13 protein-coding genes are annotated in these 13,164 nt (G+C 70.1%); 2 read left to right on the top strand and 11 right to left on the bottom strand.

The window, feature by feature from the left end; genetic code table 11:
* Positions 1–43 precede the first annotated feature (43 nt).
* From atpB to prmC, 5 genes are all read right to left on the bottom strand, one after another.
* A complete protein-coding gene (gene atpB / locus QNO14_RS03905) occupies positions 44–829 on the bottom strand; it encodes a F0F1 ATP synthase subunit A (RefSeq protein ID WP_306815066.1) in 786 nt (261 codons plus the stop codon).
* Positions 830–978: 149 nt separating this feature from the next.
* Positions 979–1,467 carry a Cg1360 family ATP-synthase-associated protein gene (locus tag QNO14_RS03900; protein WP_257495045.1) on the bottom strand — a complete coding sequence of 163 codons (489 nt, stop codon included), beginning with the start codon at positions 1,465–1,467 and terminating at the stop codon, positions 979–981.
* The gene (locus QNO14_RS03895) at positions 1,464–2,618 is read right to left on the bottom strand and encodes an MraY family glycosyltransferase (protein WP_257495046.1); all 1,155 of its coding nucleotides are present in this window, start codon (positions 2,616–2,618) and stop codon (positions 1,464–1,466) included. The genes QNO14_RS03900 and QNO14_RS03895 overlap by 4 nt, the downstream gene beginning before the upstream one ends.
* Entirely contained in the window at positions 2,615–3,325 is a 711-nt protein-coding gene (locus QNO14_RS03890) for an L-threonylcarbamoyladenylate synthase (protein WP_257495047.1), read from the bottom strand. The genes QNO14_RS03895 and QNO14_RS03890 overlap by 4 nt, the downstream gene beginning before the upstream one ends.
* Before the next feature lie 66 nt (positions 3,326–3,391).
* Entirely contained in the window at positions 3,392–4,279 is an 888-nt protein-coding gene (prmC, locus tag QNO14_RS03885) for a peptide chain release factor N(5)-glutamine methyltransferase (protein ID WP_257495048.1), read from the bottom strand.
* Between the two features lie 111 nt (positions 4,280–4,390).
* Between prmC and cysK the strand changes: the two genes are divergently transcribed.
* On the top strand, positions 4,391–5,329 hold the full coding sequence (gene cysK, locus QNO14_RS03880; RefSeq protein WP_257495049.1) for a cysteine synthase A: 939 nt from the start codon (positions 4,391–4,393) through the stop codon (positions 5,327–5,329).
* A 115-nt stretch (positions 5,330–5,444) separates the two neighbouring features.
* Positions 5,445–6,038 carry a serine O-acetyltransferase EpsC gene (epsC, locus tag QNO14_RS03875; RefSeq protein ID WP_257495051.1) on the top strand — a complete coding sequence of 198 codons (594 nt, stop codon included), beginning with the start codon at positions 5,445–5,447 and terminating at the stop codon, positions 6,036–6,038.
* A gap of 12 nt (positions 6,039–6,050) precedes the next feature.
* Here epsC and QNO14_RS03870 read toward each other — a convergent pair whose 3' ends face one another.
* From QNO14_RS03870 to thrC, 6 genes are all read right to left on the bottom strand, one after another.
* The gene (locus QNO14_RS03870) at positions 6,051–6,827 is read right to left on the bottom strand and encodes a DUF8692 domain-containing protein (protein ID WP_257506792.1); all 777 of its coding nucleotides are present in this window, start codon (positions 6,825–6,827) and stop codon (positions 6,051–6,053) included.
* 402 nt (positions 6,828–7,229) lie between these two features.
* The gene (locus QNO14_RS03865; RefSeq protein ID WP_257495053.1) at positions 7,230–7,640 is read right to left on the bottom strand and encodes a hypothetical protein; all 411 of its coding nucleotides are present in this window, start codon (positions 7,638–7,640) and stop codon (positions 7,230–7,232) included.
* Positions 7,641–7,693: 53 nt separating this feature from the next.
* Positions 7,694–8,767: a peptide chain release factor 1 gene (gene prfA, locus QNO14_RS03860; RefSeq protein ID WP_257495177.1), complete on the bottom strand. Its 1,074-nt coding sequence runs from the start codon at positions 8,765–8,767 to the stop codon at positions 7,694–7,696.
* 28 nt (positions 8,768–8,795) lie between these two features.
* Positions 8,796–10,955, bottom strand: a complete 2,160-nt coding sequence (gene rho, locus QNO14_RS03855) for a transcription termination factor Rho (RefSeq protein ID WP_257506791.1) — start codon at positions 10,953–10,955, stop codon at positions 8,796–8,798.
* Between the two features lie 157 nt (positions 10,956–11,112).
* Positions 11,113–12,081, bottom strand: coding sequence for a homoserine kinase (gene thrB / locus QNO14_RS03850; protein WP_257495054.1), 969 nt, complete (start codon positions 12,079–12,081; stop codon positions 11,113–11,115).
* Positions 12,078–13,163, bottom strand: a complete 1,086-nt coding sequence (gene thrC / locus QNO14_RS03845) for a threonine synthase (RefSeq protein ID WP_257506790.1) — start codon at positions 13,161–13,163, stop codon at positions 12,078–12,080. The genes thrB and thrC overlap by 4 nt, the downstream gene beginning before the upstream one ends.
* Position 13,164: the final 1 nt, after the last annotated feature.

The following is a 13,164-nucleotide window of genomic DNA, read 5'->3' as shown; positions in this document are numbered from 1 at the left end:
GGGGTTTTTCCTTTCGGTTATGGGCGGCTGTGAGCCGACCCGCTTAGTGCTCTTCCGCGACCGCGAGCTGGATGTAGACCGCGGTGAGGAGAGCGAAGACGTAGGCCTGGAGGACGGCCACGAGGATTTCGAAGAGGGTGAAGACGAAGCCGAAGGCGAGCGAGCCCGCGGCCAGCGCCGACCACCAGCCGCCGAGGTCGAGCAGGAAGAACTGCGTCGCGGCGAAGAAGAGGACCAGCAGCAGGTGCCCGACCATCATGTTCATGAGAAGTCGGAGGGTCAGCGTGACCGGCCGGATGATGAACGTCGAGATCAGCTCGATGGGCGTGACGATGATGTAGATCGGCCACGGCACACCGGAGGGGAAGAGCGCGTTCTTGAAGAAGTTCTTCGGGCTCTTCTTGACGCCGGCGTAGATGAACGTGACGTAGCTGACGACCGCGAGCAGCAGCGGAACGGCGACGATCGCGGTGCCGGCGATGTTCATGAACGGGATGATTCCCGTGATGTTCATGAACAGCACCATGAAGAAGATGGTGCTGAGGATCGGCAGGAACCGCTGACCGTCCTTCTTGCCGAGCAGGTCTTCGGCGATGTTGACCCGGACGAAGTCCAGGCCCATCTCGACGATGCTCTGGAAGCGGCCGGGGACGACCTTCATGCGTCGGGTGCCGAGCCAGAAGATCAGTACGATCGCGAGGGTCGCGATGAACTGGATCAGGTGGATGCGGTTGATGACGAGGTCGCCGAACTGGAAGACGGCTTCGGGGAAGAACTCGTCAATCGAGGGTCCGTGGAATCCGCCGTCTTCGGCGGTGGGGGCGATCAGTGTCGCAGCGTGAATAAACAGCGCGGGCTCCAGCTTCGGGGCGCCGGTGCAGGACCGGTGCGACGATGGTCGATGAGCGTCACTCCACAAATGCTCCGGGTGATGGAGCGGGGCGGGCGCGTCTCAACACTATCAAACTCCCAGGGCGCTCAGAGCCGCTCATCCGCGTCATCGCGCCCTTCGCCGACTTCTTCTGCGGTCGGAAGGGTCACGTCGCTCGCGTGCGGCACGCGGGAGCGCATCAGCACGACCACGTCGATGATGAGCGACGCGATGATCCCGACGACGAGCGAGATGAAGAAGACGGTGGGGTTGAGCCACGCCTGGCCGCGCAGCACGAGCAGCACGACGATGAAGACGATGAACTTGAGGATCCAGCCGCCGAGCACGATGCCGAAGAAGATCGGCACGTACAGCGCGTCGCCGTACCAGCGGTTGGCGATGAGGATGCTCCCGCCGGTGATGCCGAGGAACGCGAAGGCCAGCGCCACGCCCACGAGGGCGCTCCACAGTCCTTCCACTCCCCCGGCCGCGTAGCCGGCCACGGCGCCGACGACGGCGAGGATCGCCGTCACGGCCGCGGACCACAGCAGGGTGGTGCGGAGGACCGGAGTACTGGACACAGGGCTGGGGGTCATCGGGACTCCTGAAGGGCGGGACGGGTGCGTCGGGCGGGCGTGAGGGTGACGACGAGGCAGGCCACGCAGCCGAGGGCACCGAAGGCGACACCCGGCAGGTACTGCCCCGGCCAGTCGGCCGTGGTGCCGATGTACATCAGCAGCACGGCGAGACTGACCACCGCCGTCCAGGCGTAGAAGATCAGCACCGCATCGCGGTCGGAATGCCCCATGTCGAGCATGCGGTGGTGCAGGTGCTTGCGGTCGGGCGAGAACGGGGACTTGCCGGCGCGCATGCGGCGCAGCACCGCCATGCCGAAGTCCAGCAGCGGCAGCATCACGACGACCATCGGGAGCAGGATCGGGATGAAGGCACCGAGCAGCTGCGAGCGGCCGAACTGGTCGGGGTCGCCCAGCAGCGCGGGGTCGAGCGAGCCGGTGATCGACACCGCGGAGCACGCCATCAGCAGGCCGATCATGAGCGCACCGGCGTCGCCCATGAACATCTTCGCGGGATTCCAGTTCATCGGGAGGAACCCGATGCAGGCGCCGATGAGGACGGCTGCGATGAAGGATGCCATCGTGAAGTAGGTCGCCGAGCCCATGTCGCGCATGAGCAGGTACGCGTACGCGAAGAAGACCAGGTTGGCGATGAGGGCGACTCCGGCGACGAGACCGTCGAGGCCGTCGATGAAGTTGACGGCGTTCATGACGATGACGATGGAGAAGATCGTCAGCACGAAGCTGACGGTGCTGGAGAACCCGGTGATCCCGCCGATGGGCAGAGTGTAGATCTGCAGCTCGCCGAACCAGGCGACGATGCCGGCGGCGAGGAACTGCGCCCCGAGCTTGATGGTCCAGTCCAGGTCCCAGAGGTCGTCGGCGACGCCGACGAGCACGATGAGCGTCGTGGCGGCGAGCACGGCCCAGGGCGCCGGGTCCGACCAGAAGCTGCCGAAGCGGGGATCGGGGTGCATGGCCGAGACGGCGAAGGCCGCCACGATCGCGAGGTACATCGCGATCCCCCCGAGACGGGGGGTCGGCGTCTTGTGCACGTCGCGCTCGCGGATGGCCGGATACAGCTTGTAGCGCAGACTCAGCCGCCACACCGCCCACGACAGCACCAGCGTCAGGGCGGCGGTGAGGATGACGATGAAGACGTACTGTTTCACGCGCCGCCGCCGGCCGCCGCGGCGGAGTCCTCCGCCTGGTCGGGGTCGGCTTCGAGCAGCTCGCCGAGCACGTCCCGCAACCGGGAGCGTGACACGGCGCCGTCACGAAGGACGCGCACGAGGCCGTCGCCCTCCCCCACGAGTCCGGTCGCGTCGACGATCGTCGACGGGATGCCGGTCTCGCGCATGCCGGCATCCAGATACACCGCCACGCTGTCGCCCAGCATGTCCACGGCCTCGTCGATCGCGACGGCGGCCGCCTTGCCGGTGAGGTTGGCGCTGGAGACCGCCAGCGGACCGCACTCCTCGAGCATTTCCAGGGCGATGCGGTCGGCGGGCATGCGCACCGCGACGGTTCCGAACGTGTCGCCCAGGTCCCAGGACAGCGACGGCTGCGCCGGCAGCACGATGGTGAGCCCTCCCGGCCAGAACTCCTCGACGAGCCGCTCGACGGGCTCGGGGATCTCCGCAGCGAGAGCGCGCAGCGTCGAGACGCCGGGCACGAGCACCGGCGGGGGCGACTGACGTCCCCGCCCCTTCGCCGCAAGCAGGCGCGCCACGGCGGCCGGGCTGAAGGCGTCTGCCGCGACACCGTAGACGGTGTCGGTGGGCAGCACGATCAGCTCGCCGCGGGCTATCGCCTGACGTGCCTGGCGCAGGCCGGGGAGCAGCTGCGTGTCGTCGCGGCTGTCGAATACGGGTGACATGGCGGTGTCAGTCTACCGGGGCACCCTCGGACTCCTGTCAGCGCTCTCCCGAGTGCCGACCGCGGCTCAGGCGCGGACGGCCGTGGTGGCGCGGTCCCGCAGGGTGAGGTCCTGATGGGTGGCCGCCGCCCGCCAACCGTCGGCCGCGAGCAGCTCGCGGATGGGCGCGCCCTGCCACTCGCCGTGCTCGAGCACCAGGGTCCCACCCGGATGCAGCAGCCGACTCGCGACCCCGCTGATCACGCGCACGACGTCGAGCCCGTCCGCTCCCCCGTAGAGCGCCGCCGGCGGATCCCAGTCGCGCACCTCGGGGTCGCGCGGAATCGCGCCTTCCGGGACGTACGGCGGGTTGGACACGACCACCGACACGGTGCCGTCGAGCTCGGGGAACGCCTCGGCGAGGTCGACGAAGGCGATGCGCGCGTTCGGAGCGCCCACGGCGCGGAAGTTCTCCTTGGCCCACACGAACGCGTCGACGGAATTCTCCGCCGCGTACACGCGGGCGTGCGGCACCTCCGTCGCCAGTGCCAGGGCGATGGCGCCGCTGCCGGTACCCAGATCCACGGCGACCGGGTTCGGCCCGGCGGCGGCCGACAGGGCGTCGATCGCGATCTGGGCGACCGTCTCGGTCTCGGGACGGGGGACGAAGACGCCCGGACCGACCTTCAGCTCCAGGTGACGGAAGGGAGCCAGGCCCGTGAGATGCTGCAGCGGCTCGCGCGCGGCGCGACGATCGAGGAGGTCGGCGAAGACGGCGGCGTGCTCTGCGGACACCGTGTCGCCGCGCACCGCCGCGGCGTGCAGCTCGCCGCGCCCCACTCCCAGAACGTGCGCCAGCAGCAGCTGTGCATCGACGTCGGCGGAGGCCACCCCGGCGCGCTGCAGCAGGCCGGTGGCGTCGCGCAGCGTCTCGGCGACGCGCGCGGCGGCGGGTGCAGGGCGGGAATCGGGCATGAGCGGCATCCAGCCTGTCACAAAACCCCCCGCCCCCGGTGCGCGCCATAGGCTGGACACAGGACCTCCGCCCGTCGACGAGGCCTCCCCGACCCGCACGAAAGGCAGACCATGTCCGGAATCCACCCCGACATCACGAGCGCATTCGGCAACACGCCCCTCGTCAAGCTGAACCGGATCACCGAGGGCCTTCCCGGCACGGTGCTCGCGAAGCTCGAGTTCTACAATCCCGCCTCCAGCGTCAAGGACCGGATCGCGATCGCGATGATCGACGCGGCCGAGGAGTCCGGCGAGCTTCCCCCCGGGGGCACGATCGTCGAGGCCACGAGCGGCAACACCGGCATCGCACTGGCCATGGTCGGCGCGGCGCGTGGCTACAAGGTCGTGCTCGCGATGCCGTCGTCGATGTCGATGGAGCGACGCCTGCTGCTGAAGGCCTACGGCGCCGAGCTGGTGCTGACCGACCCGTCCGGCGGCATGAAGGGCGCCGTTGCGAAGGCGCAGGAGATCGTCGACGAGACGCCGGGCGCTGTGCTCGCGCGCCAGTTCGAGAACGCCGCCAACCCGGCGATCCACCGCAAGACGACCGCCGAGGAGATCCTGCGCGACACCGACGGCAAGGTCGACTACTTCGTCGCCGGCATCGGCACGGGCGGCACCATCACCGGCGTCGGCCAGGTGCTGCGCGAGCGCGTGCCCGAGGCGAAGGTCGTCGCCGTCGAGCCGGCCGACTCGCCGCTGCTGACCAAGGGCACCGCGGGCCCGCACAAGATCCAGGGCATCGGACCGAACTTCATTCCGGGGCTGCTGGACCAGAGCGTCATCGACGAGGTCATCGACGTCGAGTTCGCCGATGCCATCGCCACCGCGCGCGAGGTCGGCGTCAAGGACGGCATCCTCGTCGGCATCTCTTCGGGCGCCGCCCTGTGGGCCGCCCTGCAGGTCGCCGCACGCCCCGAAGCCGAGGGCAAGAACATCGTCGTGGTGATCCCCTCGTACGGCGAGCGGTACCTCTCCACCGCGCTGTACGAGGATCTGCGCGAAGACTGACCCCCTCCGGCCCGGGCGGCATCGTCGCCCGGGCCGTCATCGTTCCCAGAAAGCAGGTACCCGTGCGCGGCATGCCGCACTCCCCCGCGTCGGCTCCCGGCCTGAAGGCCATCGCGTGACCGCGCCGCTGCGCGGCCTCGTCGGTCTGCTCGGTCGGGCGCGCGAGGACATCGCCGCCGCGAGGCTGCGCGACCCCGCCGCTCGCAACGGACTCGAGATCGCACTGCTGTACCCGGGCCTTCACGCCGTGTGGTCGTACCGCGTCGCGCATGCCCTGTGGGTGCGTGGCCTGCGCCTTCCGGCCCGTGCTCTCTCGCAGGTCACGCGGTGGCTCACCGGCGTCGAGATCCACCCCGGGGCACGCATCGGGCGACGGTGCTTCATCGACCACGGCATGGGCGTGGTGATCGGCGAAACCGCCGAGATCGGCGACGACGTGCTGCTGTACCACGGGGTCACGCTCGGCGGCCGGACCCGCAACGGGGGCAAGCGGCATCCCACGCTCGGGGATCGCGTGCTCGTGGGTGCCGGCGCGAAGGTGCTGGGCCCGATCACGATCGGTGCCGGCACGGCCATCGGCGCGAACGCCGTGGTGACCAAGGATGCGCCCGCCGACAGCGTGCTGGTGGGCGTCCCGGCGAAGGTGCGCCGGCGCACTCCCGGCGAGGACACCCGTGCGCTGCTGATGGCGCCCGAGTACTTCATCTGACGCGAGCGGGACTCAGCGCACGTCGAGAGCGAGCGCCCTCCCCGCCAGCGCATGGTCGCGCAGGTGCAGGATGACGGCGGCAGCCATCACCGTGAGACCGGCCAGTTCGAGGGTCTCCTCGAAGGCGGCCAGCGTCCACACGACCGGGTCGTACTCATCGCGCAGGAACGACTCCACCTCGGCGCCCGCCGTGGCGCTCACGACCTCGATGCCGATGGCGCCCCCGAGGAAGAGCGCAGCGGCGAGGATCATCAACCCGCGCGTGCGCGCCGGCAGGCGCAGGACGAATCCGACCACGAACGGCGCGGCGATGAGCAGCGCGATGCCGACGGGTATGACCCAGGCGTACCAGAGCGGGCCGCCGGTGATGCCGAGCAGGTTGCGCGTGGCGAACATCAGGCTCTCGTGCAGAGCGGCGCCCTCGTCCAGCGAGAGGAAGAGGAACGTCACCGCCAGGATCGCCCACATGCGCCGCTCTCGCCGCATGGCCGTCGCGCGCGCGATCGCACCGAGCGTCACGCTGATGCCGAGGAGCAGCATCATGTTGAACCAGGTGGGGATGCTGGTCTCGGAGTCCATGTCGAACGCTCCGACGACCCGCCCCTCGTAGTTGAGAATCCCGAACAGGGCCGCGCCGTGCCCAGCGATGTGCAGCGCGGACAAGGCCGCGGTGGTCGCGGCCAGCACCGTGATGACGGTGCGGGCACGGATCGTCAGCCGCACCGGCGGACCCTCCACCGCCGTCCGTCCCGAAGCATCCGTCGTGTCGTCGTCGACAGGCGTCGCCATTTCATCCCCCAAGAACCCCCGACGAGCCCCCGGTGAACAGCTGCTGCTCACCTTCTCGTCACCCTGCGGACACCATAGCGCCACCGCGCGTCGCTGCGGCAACGCTCTGGTGTCCGCGATGCACCGGACAGGGACGACGCCGGTGGTGCGCCGTGGCTCGTGGGCCGCGCCGCCCCCCTCCCCCTTGCCGGGAAACCACTTCTCCGCTGAGACATCACGCACCGCGTGGTGTCTCGCCCCGAAGCTGGTTTCTCGCGGGGGCGGGGCCGCTCAGAAGGGCGGGGGTTGCTGTGCGCGATCATCCCGAACCGGGCCCTGTCAGCCAGCGGCGACGATCGGGAGGCGACTCCCTAGAAAGGTGCGGGTTCGTCGATGGCAGCGAGTCATGCGCCGCCGCGGCAGCTACTTACGCCGGGCGTCGCGGCGCTCGTCGACCTTGCGCCGGATGAACACCATCGGCAGCAGCACCGTCGCCACCGCGGTGACCACCCACACCACCACCGGAGCGAGGATCCACGCCAGGCCGCCCGTGATGCGCAGTCCCCCGACCGGGAGCAGAACCACGACAAGCAGGGCCACCAGCGTCGAGATGATGCCGATGCCGCCCAGCAACGCGGGGGCGTATCGCCGCGCCACCTTCGCGATCCAGGGCGACAGCACGCTCTGCAGGACGGCGAAGATCACGATGCAGACGACGAAACCCCACCAGTCGGCCCACACGATCTGGAAGCCCGACACGGTGAGATCGGCCACGATGAGGCCGAGGGCCGCCGATGCCAGGAAGACCAGGGCGCGCAGCAGGAACATGACCATGCGGCGACCATAGCGACTCCCCCGCATCCGGCCCAGGGGTCGAAGACCCCCGGTCAGGACCCGAGCGCCGCCAGTCGCGCCTCTTCGTCCGCGGTGATCGCGGACTGCACGATCGGCTCGAGCGCGCCGTCCATCACCTGGTCCAGGTTGTACGCCTTGTAGCCGGTGCGGTGATCGGCGATGCGGTTCTCGGGGAAGTTGTAGGTGCGGATGCGCTCCGAGCGGTCCATGCCCCGGATCTGCGACTTGCGCGCATCGGAGGCCGCGGCATCCCGCTCCTCCTGCTGCTTTGCCAGCAGCCGCGCACGCAGCACGCGCATGCCGGCCTCACGGTTCTGCAGCTGCGACTTCTCGTTCTGCATCGACACGACGATCCCGGTGGGCACGTGGGTGATGCGCACCGCCGAATCGGTGGTGTTCACCGACTGACCGCCGGGCCCCGACGAGCGGAACACGTCGATCTTCAGATCGTTCGGGTCGATGTGCACCTCGTCGGGTTCGTCCACTTCGGGGAACACCAGCACGCCGGTGGTGGACGTGTGGATGCGACCCTGGGACTCCGTCGCCGGCACGCGCTGCACGCGGTGCACGCCGCCTTCGTACTTCAGGTGCGCCCACACCCCCTGCGCGGGGTCGCTCGACGAGCCCTTGATCGCGATCTGCACGTCCTTGTAGCCGCCAAGGTCGGACTCGTTGCGGTCCAGCACCTCGGTCTTCCACCCCTTGGATGCCGCGTACTGCACATACATCCGCAGCAGGTCGGCGGCGAACAGCGCGCTCTCGGCGCCACCCTCGCCCTGCTTGATCTCCATGATCACGTCACGGGCGTCGTCGGGGTCGCGCGGGATCAGCAGTCGCCGCAGACGCTCCTGCGTGGCGGTGACCTGCTCCTCGAGAGCGGGCACCTCCTCGGCGAACGCCTCATCATCCTTGGCGAGCTCGCGCGCCGCCTCCAGATCGTCCGCCGCCGCGACCCACGCATCGTGGGCCGCGACGATGCGCGACAGCTCGGCGTAGCGCCGATTGACCCGCTTGGCGCGGCCGGCGTCGGCGTGCACCGCGGGGTCGGAGAGTTCCTCCTGCACCGCGCGGTGCTCGTCGATCAGCCCGCGGACGGATTCGAACATGCCGGAGTCGGACACGGTCGACTCCCGCTCAGCGGATGCTGTTGTCGTTCGCGTGGCTGCTGCCGCCGGGGGCGGGCATGGACTTCTGCATCTGCACGAGGAACTCGACGTTCGACTGCGTCTCGCGCAGCTTTCCGAGAACCACTTCCAGTGCCTGCTGCGGGTCGAGCCCGGCGAGGGCGCGGCGCAGCTTCCACGTGATCTTGACCTCGTCGGGCGACAGCAGCATCTCCTCGCGACGCGTGCTCGAGGCGTTGACGTCGACAGCCGGGAAGATGCGCTTGTCGGCGAGCTGACGGCTCAGGCGCAGCTCGCTGTTGCCGGTGCCCTTGAACTCCTCGAAGATGACGTCGTCCATCTTCGACCCGGTCTCCACCAGGGCCGTCGCGAGGATCGTGAGCGATCCGCCGTTCTCGATGTTGCGCGCGGCGCCGAAGAAGCGCTTGGGCGGGTACAGCGCCGAGGCGTCGACGCCACCGGTCAGCACACGCCCGGAGGTCGGAGCCGAGATGTTGTACGCACGACCCAGACGCGTGATCGAGTCCAGCAGCACGACCACGTCGCGACCGAGCTCCACCAGGCGCTTGGCGCGCTCGATGGCGAGCTCGGCGACCGTGGTGTGGTCCTCGGCGGGACGGTCGAAGGTCGAGGCGATGACCTCGCCCTTGACGGTGCGCTGCATGTCGGTGACCTCTTCGGGCCGCTCGTCCACGAGCACGACCATGAGGTGCACCTCGGGGTTGTTCGTCGCGATCGCGTTGGCGATCTGCTGCAGCACGATGGTCTTGCCGGCCTTCGGGGGCGCGACGATGAGGCCGCGCTGGCCCTTGCCGATCGGCGCCACCAGGTCGATGATCCGCTGGGTCAGCTTCTCGGGGGCGGTCTCGAGGCGCAGACGCTCCTGCGGGTACAGCGGGGTCAGCTTGCCGAACTCCACGCGCTCGGCGGCGTCGTCGACGGACAGGCCGTTGATCGAGTCGACCTTGACCAGCGCGTTGTACTTCTGGCGACCGGACTGCTCGTTCTCGCGGGGCTGCTTGATTGCACCCACGACGGCGTCGCCCTTGCGCAGGTGGTACTTCTTCACCTGACCGAGCGAGACGTAGACGTCGCTCGTGCCCGGCAGGTAGCCGGTGGTGCGCACGAACGCGTAGTTGTCGAGCACGTCGAGGATGCCGGCGATGGGGATGAGAACGTCGTCCTCGCCGATCTCGGTGTCGAACTCGTCGCTCTGACCGCCCTGCGGGCGGCGCTTGTTGCGCTGGCGACCGCGGCCACCCTGACCCGACTCGTCGTCGGACTCGGCGGGCTGGGCCTTCTCGGCCGGCTCCGGCGCGTTGCCGCCCTGACCGTTCTGGCCGCCCGAGGCGTCCTTGTTGCGGTTGCGGTTGCGGTTGCGCGAACGGCTGCGCGAACGCGACGGCGTCTCGCCCTCGGACTGCTCCCCGTCGGAGGGCTTGTCGCCTTCGGAGTTCTGGTCGGCGTCGGCGCGGCTGCCCGCGTCGGCGCGGTCGTCGTCACCCTTGTCGGCGTCGCGCTTGGCGTCGCGCTTGTCGGCGCGCTTGTCGGCGGCGGGTGCGGCGTCGCCCTCGGAGGCGGCGACGTCGGTGCGGGCCTCGTCGGTCTGCGCTGCCTCTGCCGGCGCGTCGGCGACAGCTTCGGAAGCCTTGCCGGCGGTGCGGCTGCTGGCCCGACGCGAGCCGGTCTTGCGACCCGTGCTCTTGGCGGCGGGCGCCTCGGCTGTCTCGGCGACCGGCTCGGCGACCGTCTCGGCGGCGGCATCGTCGGATGCCGCGGCGGGCGCGGCCTGCGCGGCGTCGCTTGCGGCCGGAGCCTCGACCGCGGCGTCGGCGGCCGGCTCTGCGGCCTTCTCAGCCACGTCGCTGCTCTTGGCACGACGCGGAGCACGCTTGCGCGGCGCCTTCGCCGGCTTCTCGTCCACGGGTGCCGCGTCGGCCGGAGCCTCGGTCGCGCCGTTCTCGACGGCTGCGACGGACTCGAGCACGTCAGCGGTCTCGGTCTCGGCAGGCGTCTGGGCGGCGGCCTCGTCGGGCTCCACCGGCTCTGCGGCAGCCTCGCCGTCGGCCGTCGGTGCGCCCTCTTCAGGTGCGGTGGTGACGGTCTCGTCCACGGGCGTGTTGTCGCCCTCGGTGTCGCCGTCGGTACGGATCTCGGAGATGGACTCCACGAGTACTCCCTTGCGTGTTATCGGATATGCCGGATCGCGTTCGATCCTCGCGGCCGGCGTCCGGTCCCCGGATGGAACATGGGAAACGGCGCAGCGCGATCAGATCGGGATGGATGCAGCAGTTCGCAGAATTGCGACGGAGGCCAGATTCACGGGTTTACGTGGAACCCTCCGTTTGGTCCCTCACTGTACCACCCTTGACATCGACGGCGAGCATGAGGGGTTCCCACGGAGTGTCCGCCACCCGGGCGGCGATCTCCGCCGCCACCAGGCGCCGTCCCGGCCCGTCGGCGAGCACCAGCACGCTGGGGCCGGCGCCCGACACGACGGCGGCGAACCCCTCGGCGCGCAGCGCCCGGACGAGCCGATCCGTCTCCGGCATGGCCTGGGCACGGTAGGACTGGTGCAGCTTGTCCTCGGTCGCGGCGAGCAGCAGTTCGGGGCTCTGGGTGAGCGCGGCGATCAGCAGGGCCGAGCGCGACACGTTGAACACCGCGTCCTCCCTCGGCACCTGCAGCGGCTGGAGGCTCCGGGCCAGCGACGTCGACATCGTGAAGCCCGGCACCAGCACCAGCGGCGCGACGCCGCGGTGCACGATGAGCTTCTTGTGCTGCGGTCCGGATTCGTCGAGCCATGCGATGGTGAGCCCGCCGAACAGCGCCGGCGCGACGTTGTCGGGGTGTCCCTCGAGCTCGGTCGCGAGGCGCAGCAGGGCGTCAGGACCGATCTCCACGTCGCCGGCGAGAAGTCCCTTCGCCGCGAGCAGTCCCGCGACCACCGCCGCACCAGACGAACCCATGCCGCGGCCCTGCGGGATGGCGTTGTGGGCGCGAAGGCGCACACCCGGCATCCGGCGGGCGTATGCCTCGTATGCGTAGGCCATCGCCCGCAGCACCAGGTGGGAGCCGTCGCGCGGCACGTCGGCCGCGCCCTCGCCCGTGACGTCGATGTCGATCTCGCCCTCGGGGAGCGCCGTGACCGTCAGCTCGTCGTAGACGCTGAGCGCCAGGCCCAGCGTGTCGAACCCGGGACCGAGGTTGGCACTCGTGGCGGGCACGCGCACCACGACCGTGCGCCCGACGCCCGCTTCGGGCGCCGACCCTGCAGCCAAGGGAGCTGTGGTCACGCGGTGGCCTCGGCGACGAGTCCCAGCACCGAGGCGACCTCGCTCGTCGCGGCATCCACGACGAGCGGCTGCACCTCGGAACCGTCGGCGGCGCGCAGCGCCCACTGCGGGTCCTTCAAGCCGTGGCCGGTGACCGTGAGCACGACGCGCGCGCCGGCGGGGATGATGCCCGCTTCGGCACGGTCGAGCAGACCCGCGACGCTGATGGCGGATGCCGGCTCGACGAAGATGCCGACGGCGCCGGACAGCAGCTTCTGCGCGGCGAGGATGCGGTCGTCGTCGATGGCGCCGAACCATCCGTCGGTCGCGTCCCGCGCCTCGAGCGCCAGCTCCCACGAGGCCGGGTTGCCGATGCGGATCGCGCTGGCGACCGTCTCGGGGTTGCGCACGACCTCGCCGCGCACGAGCGGGGCGGAACCCTCGGCCTGGAAGCCGAACATGCGGGGCACGCGGGTGGCGGCGCCGCGACCGGCCTCCTCGCGGTAGCCGCGCGAGTAGGCGGTGTAGTTGCCGGCGTTGCCGACGGGGATGAAGTGGAAGTCCGGGGCGTCGCCGAGCTGCGAGACGATCTCGTATGCGGCGGTCTTCTGGCCCTCGATGCGGTCGGGGTTGACCGAGTTGACCAGGTGCACCGGATAGTGATCGGCCAGCTCGCGGGCGATCTCGAGGCAGTCGTCGAAGTTGCCGCGGATCTGGATGAGACGGCCGTTGTGGGCGACGGCCTGGCTGAGCTTGCCCATCGCGATCTTGCCCTCGGGCACGAGCACCGCGGCGGTGATGCCGGCGTGCGCCGCGTAGGCCGCCGCCGACGCCGACGTGTTGCCCGTCGACGCGCAGATGACGGCCTTCGCACCGTGCTCGACGGCGCGCGAGAGCGCGACGGTCATGCCGCGGTCCTTGAAGGAGCCGGTGGGGTTCATGCCCTCGTACTTCACCCAGACGTCGGCCCCCGTCATCTGCGACAGCGCGGGCGCCGGCAGGAGCGGCGTGCCGCCCTCGCCGAGGGTCACGACGGTCGAGGCCTCGGTGACTCCGAGACGGTCGGCGTATTCGCGGAGCACTCCGCGCCAGAGATGTGCCATG

It is taken from the genome of Microbacterium sp. zg-Y625, from assembly GCF_030246925.1.
Taxonomy (GTDB): Bacteria; Actinomycetota; Actinomycetes; order Actinomycetales; family Microbacteriaceae; genus Microbacterium; species Microbacterium jiangjiandongii.
This window is presented reverse-complemented; position numbering and strand designations above follow the sequence as displayed.

What these genes read in the sequence shown, in the direction of transcription:
- QNO14_RS03900 (WP_257495045.1), bottom strand. Translation starts at nt 1,467, where the DNA reads ATGACCCCCAGCCCTGTGTCCAGTACTCCGGTCCTCCGCACCACCCTG.
- cysK (WP_257495049.1), top strand. Translation starts at nt 4,391, where the DNA reads ATGTCCGGAATCCACCCCGACATCACGAGCGCATTCGGCAACACGCCC.
- prmC (WP_257495048.1), bottom strand. Translation starts at nt 4,279, where the DNA reads ATGCCCGATTCCCGCCCTGCACCCGCCGCCGCGCGCGTCGCCGAGACG.
- QNO14_RS03870 (WP_257506792.1), bottom strand. Translation starts at nt 6,827, where the DNA reads ATGGCGACGCCTGTCGACGACGACACGACGGATGCTTCGGGACGGACG.
- QNO14_RS03890 (WP_257495047.1), bottom strand. Translation starts at nt 3,325, where the DNA reads ATGTCACCCGTATTCGACAGCCGCGACGACACGCAGCTGCTCCCCGGC.
- QNO14_RS03865 (WP_257495053.1), bottom strand. Translation starts at nt 7,640, where the DNA reads ATGGTCATGTTCCTGCTGCGCGCCCTGGTCTTCCTGGCATCGGCGGCC.
- prfA (WP_257495177.1), bottom strand. Translation starts at nt 8,767, where the DNA reads ATGTTCGAATCCGTCCGCGGGCTGATCGACGAGCACCGCGCGGTGCAG.
- thrC (WP_257506790.1), bottom strand. Translation starts at nt 13,163, where the DNA reads ATGGCACATCTCTGGCGCGGAGTGCTCCGCGAATACGCCGACCGTCTC.